Annotated in this window: 11 protein-coding genes; 3 read left to right on the forward strand and 8 right to left on the reverse strand. The window is 70.6% G+C overall.

Going from position 1 to position 12,781, the window contains the following annotated elements; all coding sequences use genetic code 11:
* Positions 1-226 precede the first annotated feature (226 nt).
* The gene (locus KBX37_RS23510) at positions 227-619 is read left to right on the forward strand and encodes a hypothetical protein (protein WP_210778077.1); all 393 of its coding nucleotides are present in this window, start codon (positions 227-229) and stop codon (positions 617-619) included.
* On the opposite strand, the gene KBX37_RS23515 is transcribed toward KBX37_RS23510, so the two are convergent.
* Positions 598-1,452 carry a pentapeptide repeat-containing protein gene (locus KBX37_RS23515; RefSeq protein ID WP_210778078.1) on the reverse strand — a complete coding sequence of 285 codons (855 nt, stop codon included), beginning with the start codon at positions 1,450-1,452 and terminating at the stop codon, positions 598-600. The two genes, KBX37_RS23510 and KBX37_RS23515, sit on opposite strands and share 22 nt — an antisense overlap.
* A 206-nt stretch (positions 1,453-1,658) precedes the next feature.
* Positions 1,659-2,342, reverse strand: a complete 684-nt coding sequence (locus KBX37_RS23520) for an alpha/beta fold hydrolase (RefSeq protein WP_210778079.1) — start codon at positions 2,340-2,342, stop codon at positions 1,659-1,661.
* A 53-nt stretch (positions 2,343-2,395) separates the two neighbouring features.
* On the opposite strand from KBX37_RS23520, the gene KBX37_RS23525 reads away from it, so the two are divergent.
* Positions 2,396-3,385, forward strand: a complete 990-nt coding sequence (locus KBX37_RS23525; protein ID WP_210778080.1) for a YafY family protein — start codon at positions 2,396-2,398, stop codon at positions 3,383-3,385.
* A 196-nt stretch (positions 3,386-3,581) separates the two neighbouring features.
* Here the strand turns inward: KBX37_RS23525 and KBX37_RS23530 are convergent, their stop codons facing one another.
* The 6 genes from KBX37_RS23530 to KBX37_RS23555 all read right to left on the reverse strand — a co-directional run bounded on the left by KBX37_RS23530 (position 3,582) and on the right by KBX37_RS23555 (position 11,244).
* A complete protein-coding gene (locus KBX37_RS23530) occupies positions 3,582-4,370 on the reverse strand; it encodes an AAC(3) family N-acetyltransferase (protein ID WP_307849173.1) in 789 nt (262 codons plus the stop codon).
* A 247-nt stretch (positions 4,371-4,617) separates the two neighbouring features.
* The gene (locus tag KBX37_RS23535) at positions 4,618-7,173 is read right to left on the reverse strand and encodes a type IV secretory system conjugative DNA transfer family protein (protein ID WP_210778081.1); all 2,556 of its coding nucleotides are present in this window, start codon (positions 7,171-7,173) and stop codon (positions 4,618-4,620) included.
* A complete protein-coding gene (locus KBX37_RS23540) occupies positions 7,170-8,963 on the reverse strand; it encodes a VirB4 family type IV secretion system protein (protein ID WP_210778082.1) in 1,794 nt (597 codons plus the stop codon). The genes KBX37_RS23535 and KBX37_RS23540 overlap by 4 nt, the downstream gene beginning before the upstream one ends.
* Positions 8,960-9,889, reverse strand: a complete 930-nt coding sequence (locus KBX37_RS23545) for a PrgI family protein (RefSeq protein WP_210778100.1) — start codon at positions 9,887-9,889, stop codon at positions 8,960-8,962. Before KBX37_RS23545 ends, KBX37_RS23540 begins: the two co-directional genes overlap by 4 nt.
* 47 nt (positions 9,890-9,936) lie before the next feature.
* Complete coding sequence (locus tag KBX37_RS23550; RefSeq protein ID WP_210778083.1) at positions 9,937-10,857, reverse strand: hypothetical protein; 921 nt, start codon at positions 10,855-10,857, stop codon at positions 9,937-9,939.
* 3 nt (positions 10,858-10,860) lie between these two features.
* A complete protein-coding gene (locus KBX37_RS23555; RefSeq protein WP_210778084.1) occupies positions 10,861-11,244 on the reverse strand; it encodes a pilin in 384 nt (127 codons plus the stop codon).
* A 910-nt stretch (positions 11,245-12,154) separates the two neighbouring features.
* Here KBX37_RS23555 and KBX37_RS23560 point away from each other — a divergent pair.
* On the forward strand, positions 12,155-12,670 hold the full coding sequence (locus KBX37_RS23560; protein WP_210778085.1) for a hypothetical protein: 516 nt from the start codon (positions 12,155-12,157) through the stop codon (positions 12,668-12,670).
* The last annotated feature ends 111 nt before the right edge of the window (positions 12,671-12,781 follow it).

The raw sequence follows: 12,781 nt of genomic DNA on the forward strand, positions 1-12,781 counted from the left end.
CGGCCCAGACCGAAAGCGCTGCACCTGCCCGACGCCGTCTGGATCAACCCACCCGAACCGGCAACCGATCAACCACTACCCCAAGCGGCGTAACACCCACTGGTCCCACCGACCTTGACAAGTTCCGATCGCGCGGAAAGCGGCAGACATGAGTGCGCGTCGCAGTCGGGCGCCTCACCGGACCGAGTCTCGCGGCTTTGGTTCGCCGCCGCTACCGTGGCTTGCCGTGGGCGTGCTCGTTGACTACTTCGCGGCGTCGAGCGTGGAGCTGGACCGTGTCGGTCTCTCGGCGGGGCCGGCGGGCATCGGCTGGCCGTATGTGGACTGCAAGGGGTGGATCGATGGGCTGGCCGGTCGGGTCGCGGAGTTGACTGGCCGGGATCCCAGCGAGTTCGGTGACGATGTCGTGATCTCCGCCGAAGCTGACGGGCCGTGGCTGACGCGGGTGCGGCCGGAGGTCGCCCTGGCGTTGGCTGGCGTGTCCGACGAACGGTTGGCGGAGTACGCCGAGGAAGAGCTGCTGGACGAGCACGAAGCCGATCAGTATGCCCAGCTGCGGAACCTGGCACGGTCGGCAGGGGCCAACCATAGGGACCTCTACTGCTGGTCGTCGCTGTAGTTGACGAGCATCCAGAAGATCTGATCTCGGACGTCCGGTGGCAGCCGCCGGCCGACCCAGCTTCGAGACACCAGGGCGTGCCCATCGTTGTACTCGATCGCGTCGTTGGCCCCGAACCGCAAGGACCACGCCGCCTCGGTCTTGATCTCCTCGTCCGGCCAATCGGCCATGGCGGCAAGCGCGGCGGCCACACGCTGGTCAACCCGGTCCAGGACGGCGTAGTCGGGCAGGCCCGGAAGTCTCTGGGCGTGAAGGTCGATGTGCTTGAACGCGACACCGAGCAGGTCTCCGCCGGTGAAGTCGTTACCTGTGAAGGCGTTGCGGTCTCGGCCGAGCACCGCGGTGTGCTCAGGGGGCGTGCCCCAGAAGTTCACGTCTTGGATCTTGCCCCGGAAGGTGCACCCGATGAACTGCGCCTCGTGAGTAAAGGTCAAGCCGCGAAGGCGGGCCCTGTCAAAGATGCAGCGCTCGAACCGGGCGTTGCCGAAGAAGGCTTGCGGAGGTATGTGGGTGCGAGCGAAGACGCACTCCCGGTACACCGTCGCCGGCCACGTCAGTCCGTCCCACCGCTCGCCGCCGTAGCCCGTAGCGCCGAATGAGACATGGTCGAACGCGGTCCGGGTGAAGTCGCAGCGCTCGAACAGCGAGTCATGCGCCCCAAAGCTGGAGAACCTCAGCCCGGAAAAGTCGACATCAACGATCCGGGCGTGAGCAAAGCTGACATCGAGGTTGCCATCCACTACCCCGAAACGCCCGCCGTTCAGCTCGCCCAGGGCCAGCCAGTACCGGCGCAGACCCATCTGCGCCGCCTTTATTCGGAACGTTCCGTTCACGCCACGCCGCCTCGCAACCACCTGTCGGCCGCACGATACCGCGATGACGGCAGTCTGCGTCTACGGGGACTCCATGAACACACTCATCTCGGCATGATCGCGCTTTCGCTGTCTGCGGCAGATCCGGATGCTGCGTTCCAGCAGAGTCCACGCCTGGGAGCTGGCAGGAGACCACGACGCCGCGCGTGCGGTGCTCCGTGCCCCGGCTAGACCGCGGCCAGGATCCGCGCCAGCTCTGTCGGCCGCGTCACCATCGGCCAGTGTCCGGAATCGATGTCGACCAGGTCGATGTGCTTGGCCCGGGCCAGCTCGGGTATGTCGCCCGCGGCGATCCACTCCCGCGCCTGGGCAGGCGTGAACTCGGGGCACACCATCACGACAGGTATGTCGAACCGCCGCTCATCCGTCAGTTGTACGACGCCCCTGGCCACGCCCTCTGGAACCGGGATCGCGGCCGCCTCGAACGCCCGCCGCGCCTGCTCGTCCAGGTCGGCCGCGTCCGCGCCTTCGAACGGGTCCCAACCCGGGAACGGCATGACGCCGTCGGTGATCTCGAAGAAGTCCGCGTACGGCTGCCCGTCGCTCGATGGGAACCCGCCGATCAGCACCACCTTCGCGACCCGCCCGGGCCGCGCGTCGGCCGCCATCCAGACCAGGGTGCAGGCTGCGGAGTGCCCCACCACCACCGACCTGCCAAGCCCCGCGTCCACGGCGGCAAGCACCGCCGTCACCTGGTCGGCCAGCGTCGCCGACACGTTCCCGTCACCCTGACCCGGCAGGGTCACCGACACCGCGTGGCGGCCCCTCTTCTCCAGCTCTGACGCAACGCCGGTCCACACCGATCCGTCGAGCCACAGGCCACCCAAGAGCACGATCTGTTCTGCAGTCATCGGATCAACCTAGAGGCAATTCCGGACGATATGCTTCCGGTACTCTGGCCGTCGTGCCAACCGGTCCGAGCCCCACCGCCCCGGCCCTGCGCGCGCTCGAGATCCTGCATGCACGTCCCGGCACGACTGCCGACCAACTCGCCTCGCTCCTGGGCGTTACGGAACGGGCCGCGCGGCGCTACGTCGGCATCCTTCGCGAGGCCGGCATCCCGGTCGAGTCGGCCCGCGGGCCGTACGGGGGCTACCGGCTGGGTCGCGGCACCCGGCTGCCGCCGGTCGTCTTCACTCAGGAGCAGGCCCTCGGCCTGGTCATGGCCGTGCTCGACGGGCAGCCGAACGCCATCGACGCCGACGACCTGGTCGGCTCAGCGCTCAGCAAGGTCATCCGGGCACTCCCTGAAAGCGTCGGACGGCAGGCAGCGGCGCTACGGGCGTACGCTGCGGCCACCCCTGACCGGCATTCGGCCCGCCCCGACCCCGCCACCACAAGTGCCCTGATCGCCGCCGTCGCCGACCGACGCCGCGTCATGGTCACCTACCGAGGCGAGAGCGGCGAGGAGTGGGCCGCCGAGGTCGACCCGTGGGCAGTCGTGGTGCGGTACGGGCGCTGGTACCTGCTGTGCCACTCGCACCGCGCGGACGCCATCCGCACGTACCGTATCGACCGAGTCCGGACCGTACGGCAGACCCCGCACGGCTTCACGCCGCCCGACGACCTGGATCCTGTTGCCGCCCTCGAGGAAAATCTGGGCGCGGGCTGGAAGTACCCCACCCGCGTGGTGTTCCACGCGCCGCGGGAGAAGGTGGCGCCCTGGATCCGGCCGCCGATGGGCCGCCTCCAGCCGGACGGCGAACGATGCGTACTGGTCGGCAGCACCGGAAACCCCACGATGTACGCGCAGGAGTGGCTGGCCCCCGTCCCGTTCGACTTCTCCGTGGAAGAAAGCCCCGAACTGCATGCCGCCGTGGCGACGGTCGCGGCCCGTTTCGGCGCCGCAGTCTCGCCTTCCGTCGGCCGAGACTCGGCCCCGGGACCAGCCTAACCGTGACGACATTCGCCGGCCTGTCGGCATGGCGCCGGCTTGAATCGGATGCACTGATTTCGGCAAAGTAGGATGCTCACGCCTACGAACGCCAGTTACGGGCGGTGACGAACGATCCAACGGCCGGCGCGCACGCACGGCGGCAGATCGGTGCACCGGATTTTGATCGAGGGTGAGTAGCTAGCGGCCCTTCCCGTTATGGCCGGTGGCGGTCCAACCACGCCGTGGCGAAGTCGACCAGGTCACGCTGTGGCATGAGATGCGCTACGGTGCTGCCGACCGGTCCGACTCTGGCGGCGCCCGTTGCCTCGTACGCGGCCCCGATGCCGGCGAAGTTCGAGGCGTCAGCCATCGGCGCCGTCCAAGTGACCCAACGGCTGTTGCCGTCCGGTTCACCGACAGCGGCTCCGTAATCGGTCATCGGTGGTTGGGCCTGTCGGTGCTCCGCCAGATGCAGCGACGTGTTGCGCTCGTGCCCGCAACCCAGCAGTAAGACCTTGCCGTGCTCTCGGTAGAGGGCTCCGAGCGGTGACTTCTCGCCCAGCCCTTCCTCGAGTCGATGGTCGCCGGTTATCGCTCTCGCCCGCGTGCCCAGTGCGGCGAACGACACGTGCGGGTGCGCGCTGCGCAGGGCGCCTGGCCAGGTCCGCACGGTCTCCGCCAGGACACCCATGTGCCGGCTGGGAGTACGCGCCGGATCGAAACCCGGATTCTGCTGTCGAATGAGAGGCCACCACGCTGAGGGGACGGGCGGGTTGCGCCAGCGCGCGGGGTCGGAGTTAAAGGGTGTGTGCGTCGGGACGACCAGCGTGCCGGCGGGGCCGACCACATCCAGCAGAGCTTGGACGACGGCTTGTACCTTACCGACGACGAACCCCAACGCTCGTACCGACGAGTGCACCAGCACCGTGTCTCCGGCTGACAGGCCGAGGGCCCGGAAGTCGGCGGCCAAGGTGCTCAGGGTGTGGGGCATCGGCTGCGTCACCGCGTCATTGTGCCCACTTGGCAAAGCCACGCCGTACCCGCGCCTGGTCAGCGCGTCCTCATCGGCTACTTGTGAGGGCGTCCGCGAAGTCGGCGACGGGGACAGCAAGCTAAGGAGTGCTGTCACTGGAGTGTTATTGAGGCCGGCGTCGGGCCGCCTTCAGGGTGGGCGATTTCAAGCCGTCGGAGCGGGCGGCTGAGACCGTCAGAACCAGCCATCACTCCGGCAGGGCTGCGAGGGGACGGGGTCAGGAGTTGCGGGTTATGCGGCTGCTCCGTTTGGTGGTGTCGCCGTTTCTGTCGCTGGTGGTGGCCGTGCTGGTGCCCGGGTGGGCCTGCTCGGGCCGGGAGTACCGGTCGACGAGGGCGTCGATGGCGCTGGCGTCTTGAGGTGTGATCGCCGTGGCGGCGACCTGCCTGATCGCGGTGGCCTCCCCGATGACCGGCTTGGGTGGGCGCGTTTTCATGGTGAATGCCGGTGTCTGTCGTCCGTCGGTGACGAGGCGGGTGGCGGCGGTGTAGGCGTCGAGGTGGGTCAGGTCGTGCTCGTCTAGTTCGGGCAGGGTGTGCCGGGCCAGGACGCGGGCGTCCTCGGGCGCGCAGGAGAAGTAGATCTTGTTGCGGGCGTTGGCCGATGCGGCGGCGAGGAGGTCCTTGGGAAACTGGGCGAGGTCCTGATGGCTGAGCACGAGGGACAGCCGGTACTTGCGGGCCTCGGCGAGCATCGTGTCGAGGCTGTTGGCCAGGGTGAGGAAGTTCTGCGCCTCGTCGATGATCAGGGTGGCGTCGCGCCGCTTCTCGGGGGCGGTCTTTGCGCGGGCGGTGGCGGCTTGCCACACCTGCGCTAGGACGAGGGATCCGAGCAGTTTGCTGGTGTCCTCGCCGAGTTGTCCCTTGGGGATGCGGACGAGCAGTGCCCCGCCGTCGAGGACTTTGCCCATGTCGAAGCTGGATTTCGGGTAGCGCATGGTGCGTTTGACGAAGTCGCGCAGCAGGAACGCGCGTAGGCGGGCGAGGACGGGTCCGATGACCTGGGAGCGCAGAGCGGGGTTCAGTTCGTCGTACCACTGCCAGAACCCGGACAGCCCGGCCGGGTCGTCGAGGTTGACCGTCATCGCCGACCGGAACTGCTTGCTGTTGAGCAGGGGTGGGATGTGTTGGAGGGTGACGTTGGCGTGGCGGAGCAGGGTCAGGCAGGCCACCCGCATCACGTCGTCCATCCGGGGTCCCCAGGCTTTGGCGAAGATGTTCCCGAAGATCGACACGAGGTTGTCGACGACGAGGTCGGGGTCGTCGCCGGAGAGCGGGTTGAGGGTGGGCGGGTTGGGTTGGTCGGGGTCGAACAGCACGATCCGGTCGGCGACGGAGGCGGGGAGTCGGTCGAGGATGTCGAGGACCATGTCGCCGTGGGGGTCGATGACGACGGTGCCGCGGCCGGCTTTGATGTCGTCGACGGCCATGTTGACCAGCAGCGTGGTCTTCCCGGAGCCGGTGGATCCGACCACATGCAGGTGATAGCGCGCATCTGGGACGGACAGGGCGACGCCGTGGCCGCCGACCTCCGCGGTGCCGAGGACCTTCGTGCCGCGCCCGCCGGTCGGGACGGCGACGGGGGTGGGCATGGCCTTCGCCCGGGCCCGGTCGAGGCCGGGCACCGCGAGGTCGCGGGGCAGCGCCGCGAGGGCAGCCAACTCCGGGGTGGATGTCAGGAACCCCGCACCCAGGCGCCGGCGGGCGAGAACTTGGAGAGGTGCGGGCATCCGGGCGCGGTGGGCCAGCCGGTTACGGCCGGAATGGACCGCGAATGATGAGGCGACAGTGTTGGCGAGACCCCGTAGCCGCCCCAGCTGGTTGGCGCCGGCGCGCTGGGTGTTCTTGGCGACGGCGTAGCGGATGCTGGTCTGCCACATCGGGTGGGATGTCTTGTCCAGGATCGCCCGCACGTCCCGCTCCACCCCGGGGTCTCGCCGCCCTGAGGTCGAGCCCTGGCGGGTGGCTGGGGCGGTGCGGCCGGGCAGGAATGCGTCGACGAGCCACAGCAGCGGCGTGGCCGGGTTGATGGTGGGGATCGGGGTCTTGCCGTCGCGGAGCCGGGCGGCGGCGCGTCGGGCGCGCCGGGCCCGGCGTGCTGTGGCGGGGCGGGCGAGGATCTGCACGCAGGCGTGCTCGTCGGCGCGCAGTCCGGAGCCGGCGGACATCAGCGCCCGCAGCGGGTCGTTGTCGTGGTCGGTGTGGAAGGGCAGCCATTCCGCGGCGGTGGGCAGCAGATGTCCACCGACCGCTGCTCCTGTGTCGAGGGGGATCGGTGCTGCGGTGGTGTCGTCGGTGGTGCACGCGGCGCCCGGCCAGGCGGCGCGCACGGCGGCTTCGACGGCGCCGGGTGGGACGGTGCCGGGCACCCACACGGAGCTGAGCAGCTGCCGGCCGGTCCAGGTGTACTGCCAGACCACGTGGGGGCTGCCGTGGAGCAGCCCCTGCGGGCGGGATGGGGTGAGGGTGCCGGCGAGGTTGGCCCACAGCGCGGATGCGCTGTGCGGGTCGACCTCGGGCGGCGGGGCGATCGTGATCAGGCGGGCGCCGTCGGCGTGCCGCCGGTGCCGCCACAGTCCGAGGATGTTGCGGGCGGCGACGGAGGCGATCAGGGCGGCGGCGGCCACGGCGAGCAGCCACGGCCGCTGCACCGCCCACCCCGCGGCGTCGACGACCCACCGGCCCGGCCCGGTCGCCGGCACGACGAAGCCGGTGCTCGGCCCGGACGGGTGCGGCGTCGGCGCGGCGGCGAGGATCGAGTGTCGTGGTGTCATAGGTCGGCTGCCTCCTCGGTGTCGAGGTCGACCAGGTCGGCCGGACGGGTCGTGCACAGCAGGTGCTCGGTGTCGGAGGCGATGGCCTCGAAGCTGCTCCGGTTGGTGCCGGAGATCAACAGGCCGGTGCCGACGCGGGCGGCGAGGAGCAGGCGTCGTTCGCCGGAGGTGAGGCCGAACGCGTCGCCGATGGCGTCGATGGCCTGTGGGGCCTGTTTGAGCAGGATCTGGGTGGCGGCGTTGGCGACGACGGCCTGGCCGAGGTCGGTGCTGAGGACGTCGGCGACGTCCTGGGTGATGACGGTCAGCCCAGCGTGGCGTTTGCGGGCGGCCTTGGACATGCGGAACAGGAACCGGGCGCCCTCGCCGTCGCGCATCAGCAGCCACGCCTCGTCGACCACGACCAGCCGCCTTGTGGCCAGCCGGCCGGGGGTGTCGACGGCCCGCCAGATCGCGTCCAACGCGAGGACGGTGCCGACGGTGCGCAACTCGTCGGGCAGGTGCCGCAGCGACCACACCACGAGGTGCCCGTCCGGCCGGGTGGTGGTGGGTCCGTCGAACAGGTCGGAGAACGAGCCCTGCACCCAGGGGGCGAGGCGGGCGGCGAGCTGGCCCGCGGCCCGGTCGTCGTCGGCCCGCAGGATTGCGTCCAGGTCGCGCAGGAGCGGGGCGGGCCGGTGGTGGGTGGCCGGGTCGGCGGTGATGCCCGCCTGCCGGTAGACGGCCAGGATCGCCCGGTCCAGGGCGGCCCGCTCCGCTGGTGGCGGCTGCTGGCCGAGCAGCACCGCGATGAGCGTGTGCAAAAACAGTCCGCGGCGGGTGAGGACGTCGGGGCGGGTATCGCCGGTTGGCAGGTCGAAGGGATTGACCTTCACCCCGGCCACACCCAGGCGGACCACGGCCCCGCCGACCGCATCGGCGAGGCGGAGGTATTCGTCTTCGGGGTCGATGACCGCGACCTGCACCCGCTGGTAGAGGTTGCGCAGGATCTCCAGCTTCACGAAATAGGACTTGCCGGCGCCGGAGCGGGCCAGCACGACCGAGTTGTGGTTCTCCTGGACCCACCGGTCCCACCACACGATCCCCCCGGAGTCCGGGTTCACCCCGTACAGCACCCCACCCTCGGCGGGCGGGTCGCCGGGCAGCGGCGCGGGCAGGTCGGCGCTGGCCAGGGGGAACGCGGCCGCGAGGGCCTGGGTGTCCATGGTGCGGCGCACCTGCAGCGAGTCCGACGCGAGGGGCAGGGTGGTGGTCCAGCCGGCGAGGTGCCGCCAGGTGGCCGGCTGCACCTCGATCAGCGTCGACGCGGCGGCGGCTTTCACCTGGGCGCAGGCGTCGAGGAGCTCGTCTTCGCTGCGGGCATGCACGGTGAGGTAGAGGCCGACCCGGAAGAGCTTGGCCGCGCCGCGGGCGAGACGCTCGGCGAGGTCCGCCGCGTCGTCGGCTGCCGCTTCGACGGACGGGTCGGGCAGCTTGCCCCGCTCGGCGTCGGCTCGCCGTGAGGACTCGAAGCGGGCCCGCTGCGTGCGCAGGCGCGCCGCGGCGACCGGCGCGGGCAGCGGCTCGATGTGCAGGGCCAGGTCGAGGCGGCCGGGCCAGGACAGCAGGGGTTCGAGCCAGGCGGGGCCGACCTCGGCCGGGTAGCCGGTGACCACGAGGGTCGCGGCGTAGCCGTCGCCGACGCGAAGCATCCGCGGGGTCACCTCCACGGAGGCGGGCGCGACCGCGGCCGCCAGCCGGTGTGGCTGCCGGCCGCGGTCCGCGGGGTGGGATCGGTTGAGAACCTTCATGTGTGTCTGCTCCTTGCGGGTGCTTGGCGCTGGTGGGGTGCGGGTGAGGTGATGACGGCGTCGGGGGCGGCGAGGCCGCCGGGGCGGGCGGGCCGGTAGGGGTCGGCGGCGGCGGCGATCGCGGCGGTGACGGCCGCGCCGTCCAACGCCCGGGTGGTGACACCGAGGCCGGACAGGGCCCGGGCGGTGTCGTCGGCGCGGCGCCGGGCGGCGTGCTCGCCCCGCTCCCCGACGTTGGTGCGGGTGACGACGAGGACCTGCCGGCGCAGCGGATCCCGCCGCTGGGTGAGGTCGTTGAGGAACCGGGCGTGGTCGGCCGCCGCGTCGGCCAGAGCCGGGTGCGGCAGCGCGCCCGCTGCCTGCGCAAGGGTGCGGGCGGCGGAGTGCAGGTCGACCGGTTGCGCGGACACCACGATCTGCGTCGGCGTGGACAGGCTGTTGAGCCAGCGGCCGAACGTGTCGACCAGGGCGGCCTGCTCGTCCGGCGTGCGCAGGGCGAGGTTGACGGTGGTGGCGGCGACCATCGCCGCCCGCGCCCCGCCGAGGCGGATCTCCCCGCCGTCGTCGATGGCGTCGGCGGGCAGCTTCAGCGGCGCCGGCAGGATCACCCTGTTCTTGGGCGCCTGCACCCAGTCCGGGGTCTTCGATGTCGTGTCGGTCGTCGACAGCGCCCGCGGCGCCCGTGAATGGCGGACGGCGGCCAACAGCCACGCATCCAGCGAGAGACCGTCGCGGCGGCCCACGGCGACACCGAACACCAGCCCACCGATCACGACGGCAGCGCCGACGAGCACCGGTGCGGGCACCACCTGGTGCAGGACGCGCCAGGCGCCGTAGAACACGAGGGCCGCGACGGCGAGGATCGCCAGCTGCCGGAACGTCAGCCCGTAGAGGACCTTGTCGGGGGCGTCGACGTCGGCGGGCATCCGCGCCCGCCCCGCCTCAATGCTGGTCTTCGGGAGTTCTCGACCGGTCATCGGCCCACCGCCCTCAGCGCCTTGCCGAGGCCGGGAACGGAGCGAGTCACCTGCTGCACGACGATCACCCGCACGGCCGCGCCGAGCATGTTCGCCCCGCGGCCGCTGTCGCCCGTGGCCACGTAGCGGCGCATCAGGGTGGGCACCCGCAGCGTGGTCCACAGCATGACCATCACCACGAACAGGTTGATCACCCCGCCCGGATCCACCGGCAGGCCGAGCACGGGCATTAGATGGTCCGGGTCGGTGAGCATCCACTGGCCCGCGTAGAGGGTGAAGCCCTGCACCACCGGCACGGCGAGGACCCCGGCGTACGACTTCCACCACAGCCGCGCGACCGGGTCGGTCTGCGGCAGCGCGTGACAGGCCAGAGCGAGGGGAGCGGCGGCGGTGAGAACGAGCACGACGGCGAAGCGGACGATCACGCTGAACGCGGTGCCGGCCAGCAGGACAGCGATGATCGCCACGCAGACGACGAACAGCAGCGCCGCCGTCTTGTCCCGCCCGGCGGTGAGATGGGTCTTGATCGCCCGCAGCGCTCCGTCGCTGCCCCCTTCCGGGGTGGTGAGCGCGGCGGTGAGGCCGTTGGCGAGGTCGATGAGCATGCCGCACCACAACTGCGAGAAGTGGGCGGCGACGAACCCCACGATCAGCCGGGGGAGGAGGTCCTTGACCCTGTAGCGGGATTCCTCGCCGCCGCCGGCGGTCATGGTGAGCGCGCCGGCGGCGATGAACGCCAGGACGAAGACGGTGTCGACGACGAATACGGAGCGGCCGGTCAGTGCTTGCACCTGCGGCAGGCTGGTGACGTTCGGGGTGACCAGCAGGACGCTGCTGATCACCGCGAACAGTGCGTCCAGGGTCGCCAGGATCGCCGCCGACAGCCAGTCCAGGATCTGGTTTAGCAGGAAGCCCATGAGTCAACCCCCGACGATTCCCTGGACGACCTGCAGCAGGATCGGCGCCAGCACCGCCAGGCCGTAGCCGACCAGGGCGTTCTTCAGCGCCCCCTTGGCCTTGTCGACCTGCGCCGGGTCACCGCCGGCGGTCGCCCAGTACACACCGGCCAGGACGAGGAACAGGGTGGCCAGGGCGGCGAGGATGCCCATCAGCCACGCCTGAAGGTTGGCGATCACCACCGGCAGCGAGTTCACCGCCAGCACCGGCACGCCAGGGTCGGCGTAGGCGGTAGCGGGAACGGACAGGAACACGGCGGCCTGCGCGGCCACGGCGGCGACACGGCCGACGCGGCGGGCGGCCGGGGAGTGGGTGAGGGCACGCAGGCGTGCCGGGATGCGGAACATGGGCGGGGTCACCTCCGGCCCCGCCGATGTGGGATGCGGCGGGGCGCTAGTGGGCGGTCAAGAGGGACCGCCGCCGGGCACGCAGACGGGAACCCACGAACCGGCTGTCCCCGGGAGGAGCTCGTCCTCCCTTGTCGGGTAGCGGTGTGTTCGATGAGGTGTCAGCGCACCAAACACTGCGCGGCACCCGAGGCGTCCGGCTCGAGGGCGGCCCGACGTTGTGCGGGCCCGGCGGCGGGCGGGACCCCGCGTGGCGCCGTGGGCGCTGCGAGAAGTCCCGCACCCCCAAACCGGCGTTTGTGTGCTCTGGCGAACGCCCTCGCTTCTCACAGCGGCTCACCCGCCCCGACAGTCGGGGGCTGCGGCGCTCACAGGGCAGGTCAAAGGCGGTATGGCCGTGCCGAGGTCGAGAGCCTGACGACCGCGCGGCGCTGTCTCACCGCCCTGCAGCGGCGCGCACCACTCACCGTGCTGCCAGCCCTCTCTGTGAGCGCTGTCGGCGTACGGCTCACCGTGCCCAGCCGGGCACGGCCGAACGTGCACAGGTCTGAAGCGACGTTCAACGATTGACTACGGCGGTCCAGCACCTGTGCGATCGATCCGGCCATCGGCTTTTGCGACGAACACTGTCCGAGCCAGGCCGAGATCGTGATTACTGAGTGGTACTTATCTTGCGCCCAAGTGGCCGCGCGGATCGCGGCTAGATCCGGAAACGTCTGAGCGGCGCGCGAGAGGCCACGGCGGCCGCTCATCGCGGCGAGCTCCTCATATCCGGTCAGCCCCGCAACACCGCAGCACCCCGGCTGGACCCGTTCCGGCCCTCGGCGGGAGGATGACGCTTCGTGCTGTGCGCCTGTGCATGTCGACCTGATCAAGCGGACGGTTGGGTTCCGAGTGGGGAGGCTGAACCGTGGGTATCGCGTGGCGTGATTCGCCGGAAGAACTGGTCGGGCTGCTACGCCGACACGGCCTAACTCCGGACCGGGTGGACAACGTCGAGGCGGCGTGGAAGGCGTTCCGCGAGTTTCTTGCCCAGCCGGTCGACGGCCTGGAGCCAGGTCTGGACAGCGACGCCGACGGCTTCATTGTTCAATGGGGGCGGTACAGCTGGCACGACCAGCTCCCCAGCCTGAGCTTCACCCGACAGTTCGCCGTCGACGTGCGGGAGACCTGGACCGAGACCGACTGGTACCAGCCGGAATACTGGCAGGTGAGCCTGGATCTGGTATTCCCGGACGCACCCGCGCTCGCCGATCTCGACCGGCTCAACGTGCAGAACACCGGGTTCGACTTCGGTCCACCCGGCCCCGAACGTGACCATGCGATCGGTGAAGCGGAGTGGGAAGTGCAGCACTACCCCACACTGCAAGCACTGTGGGCGAGCATCCCCTTGCACAGCGCCGTCACGCTGGACCGTGCAGACTGATCACCCGAGCGCCGCAGCCACACCCGGATACGGACGCCGGTGGGTCACTTCCGGTTGACAAGTGCGGCGCCGACCGCGCGCGGTCTGCGAGCCGGTGAGTGCAGTTGTCGG

Source organism: Micromonospora sp. U56, assembly GCF_018070095.1.
Taxonomy (GTDB): Bacteria; Actinomycetota; Actinomycetes; order Mycobacteriales; family Micromonosporaceae; genus Micromonospora; species Micromonospora purpureochromogenes.

Coding starts and splice junctions, on each gene's coding strand:
- KBX37_RS23520 (WP_210778079.1), bottom strand. CDS start 2,342: ATGACTGCAGAACAGATCGTGCTCTTGGGTGGCCTGTGGCTCGACGGA.
- KBX37_RS23535 (WP_210778081.1), bottom strand. CDS start 7,173: ATGACACCACGACACTCGATCCTCGCCGCCGCGCCGACGCCGCACCCG.
- KBX37_RS23540 (WP_210778082.1), bottom strand. CDS start 8,963: ATGAAGGTTCTCAACCGATCCCACCCCGCGGACCGCGGCCGGCAGCCA.
- KBX37_RS23545 (WP_210778100.1), bottom strand. CDS start 9,889: ATGCCCGCCGACGTCGACGCCCCCGACAAGGTCCTCTACGGGCTGACG.
- KBX37_RS23550 (WP_210778083.1), bottom strand. CDS start 10,857: ATGGGCTTCCTGCTAAACCAGATCCTGGACTGGCTGTCGGCGGCGATC.
- KBX37_RS23555 (WP_210778084.1), bottom strand. CDS start 11,244: ATGTTCCGCATCCCGGCACGCCTGCGTGCCCTCACCCACTCCCCGGCC.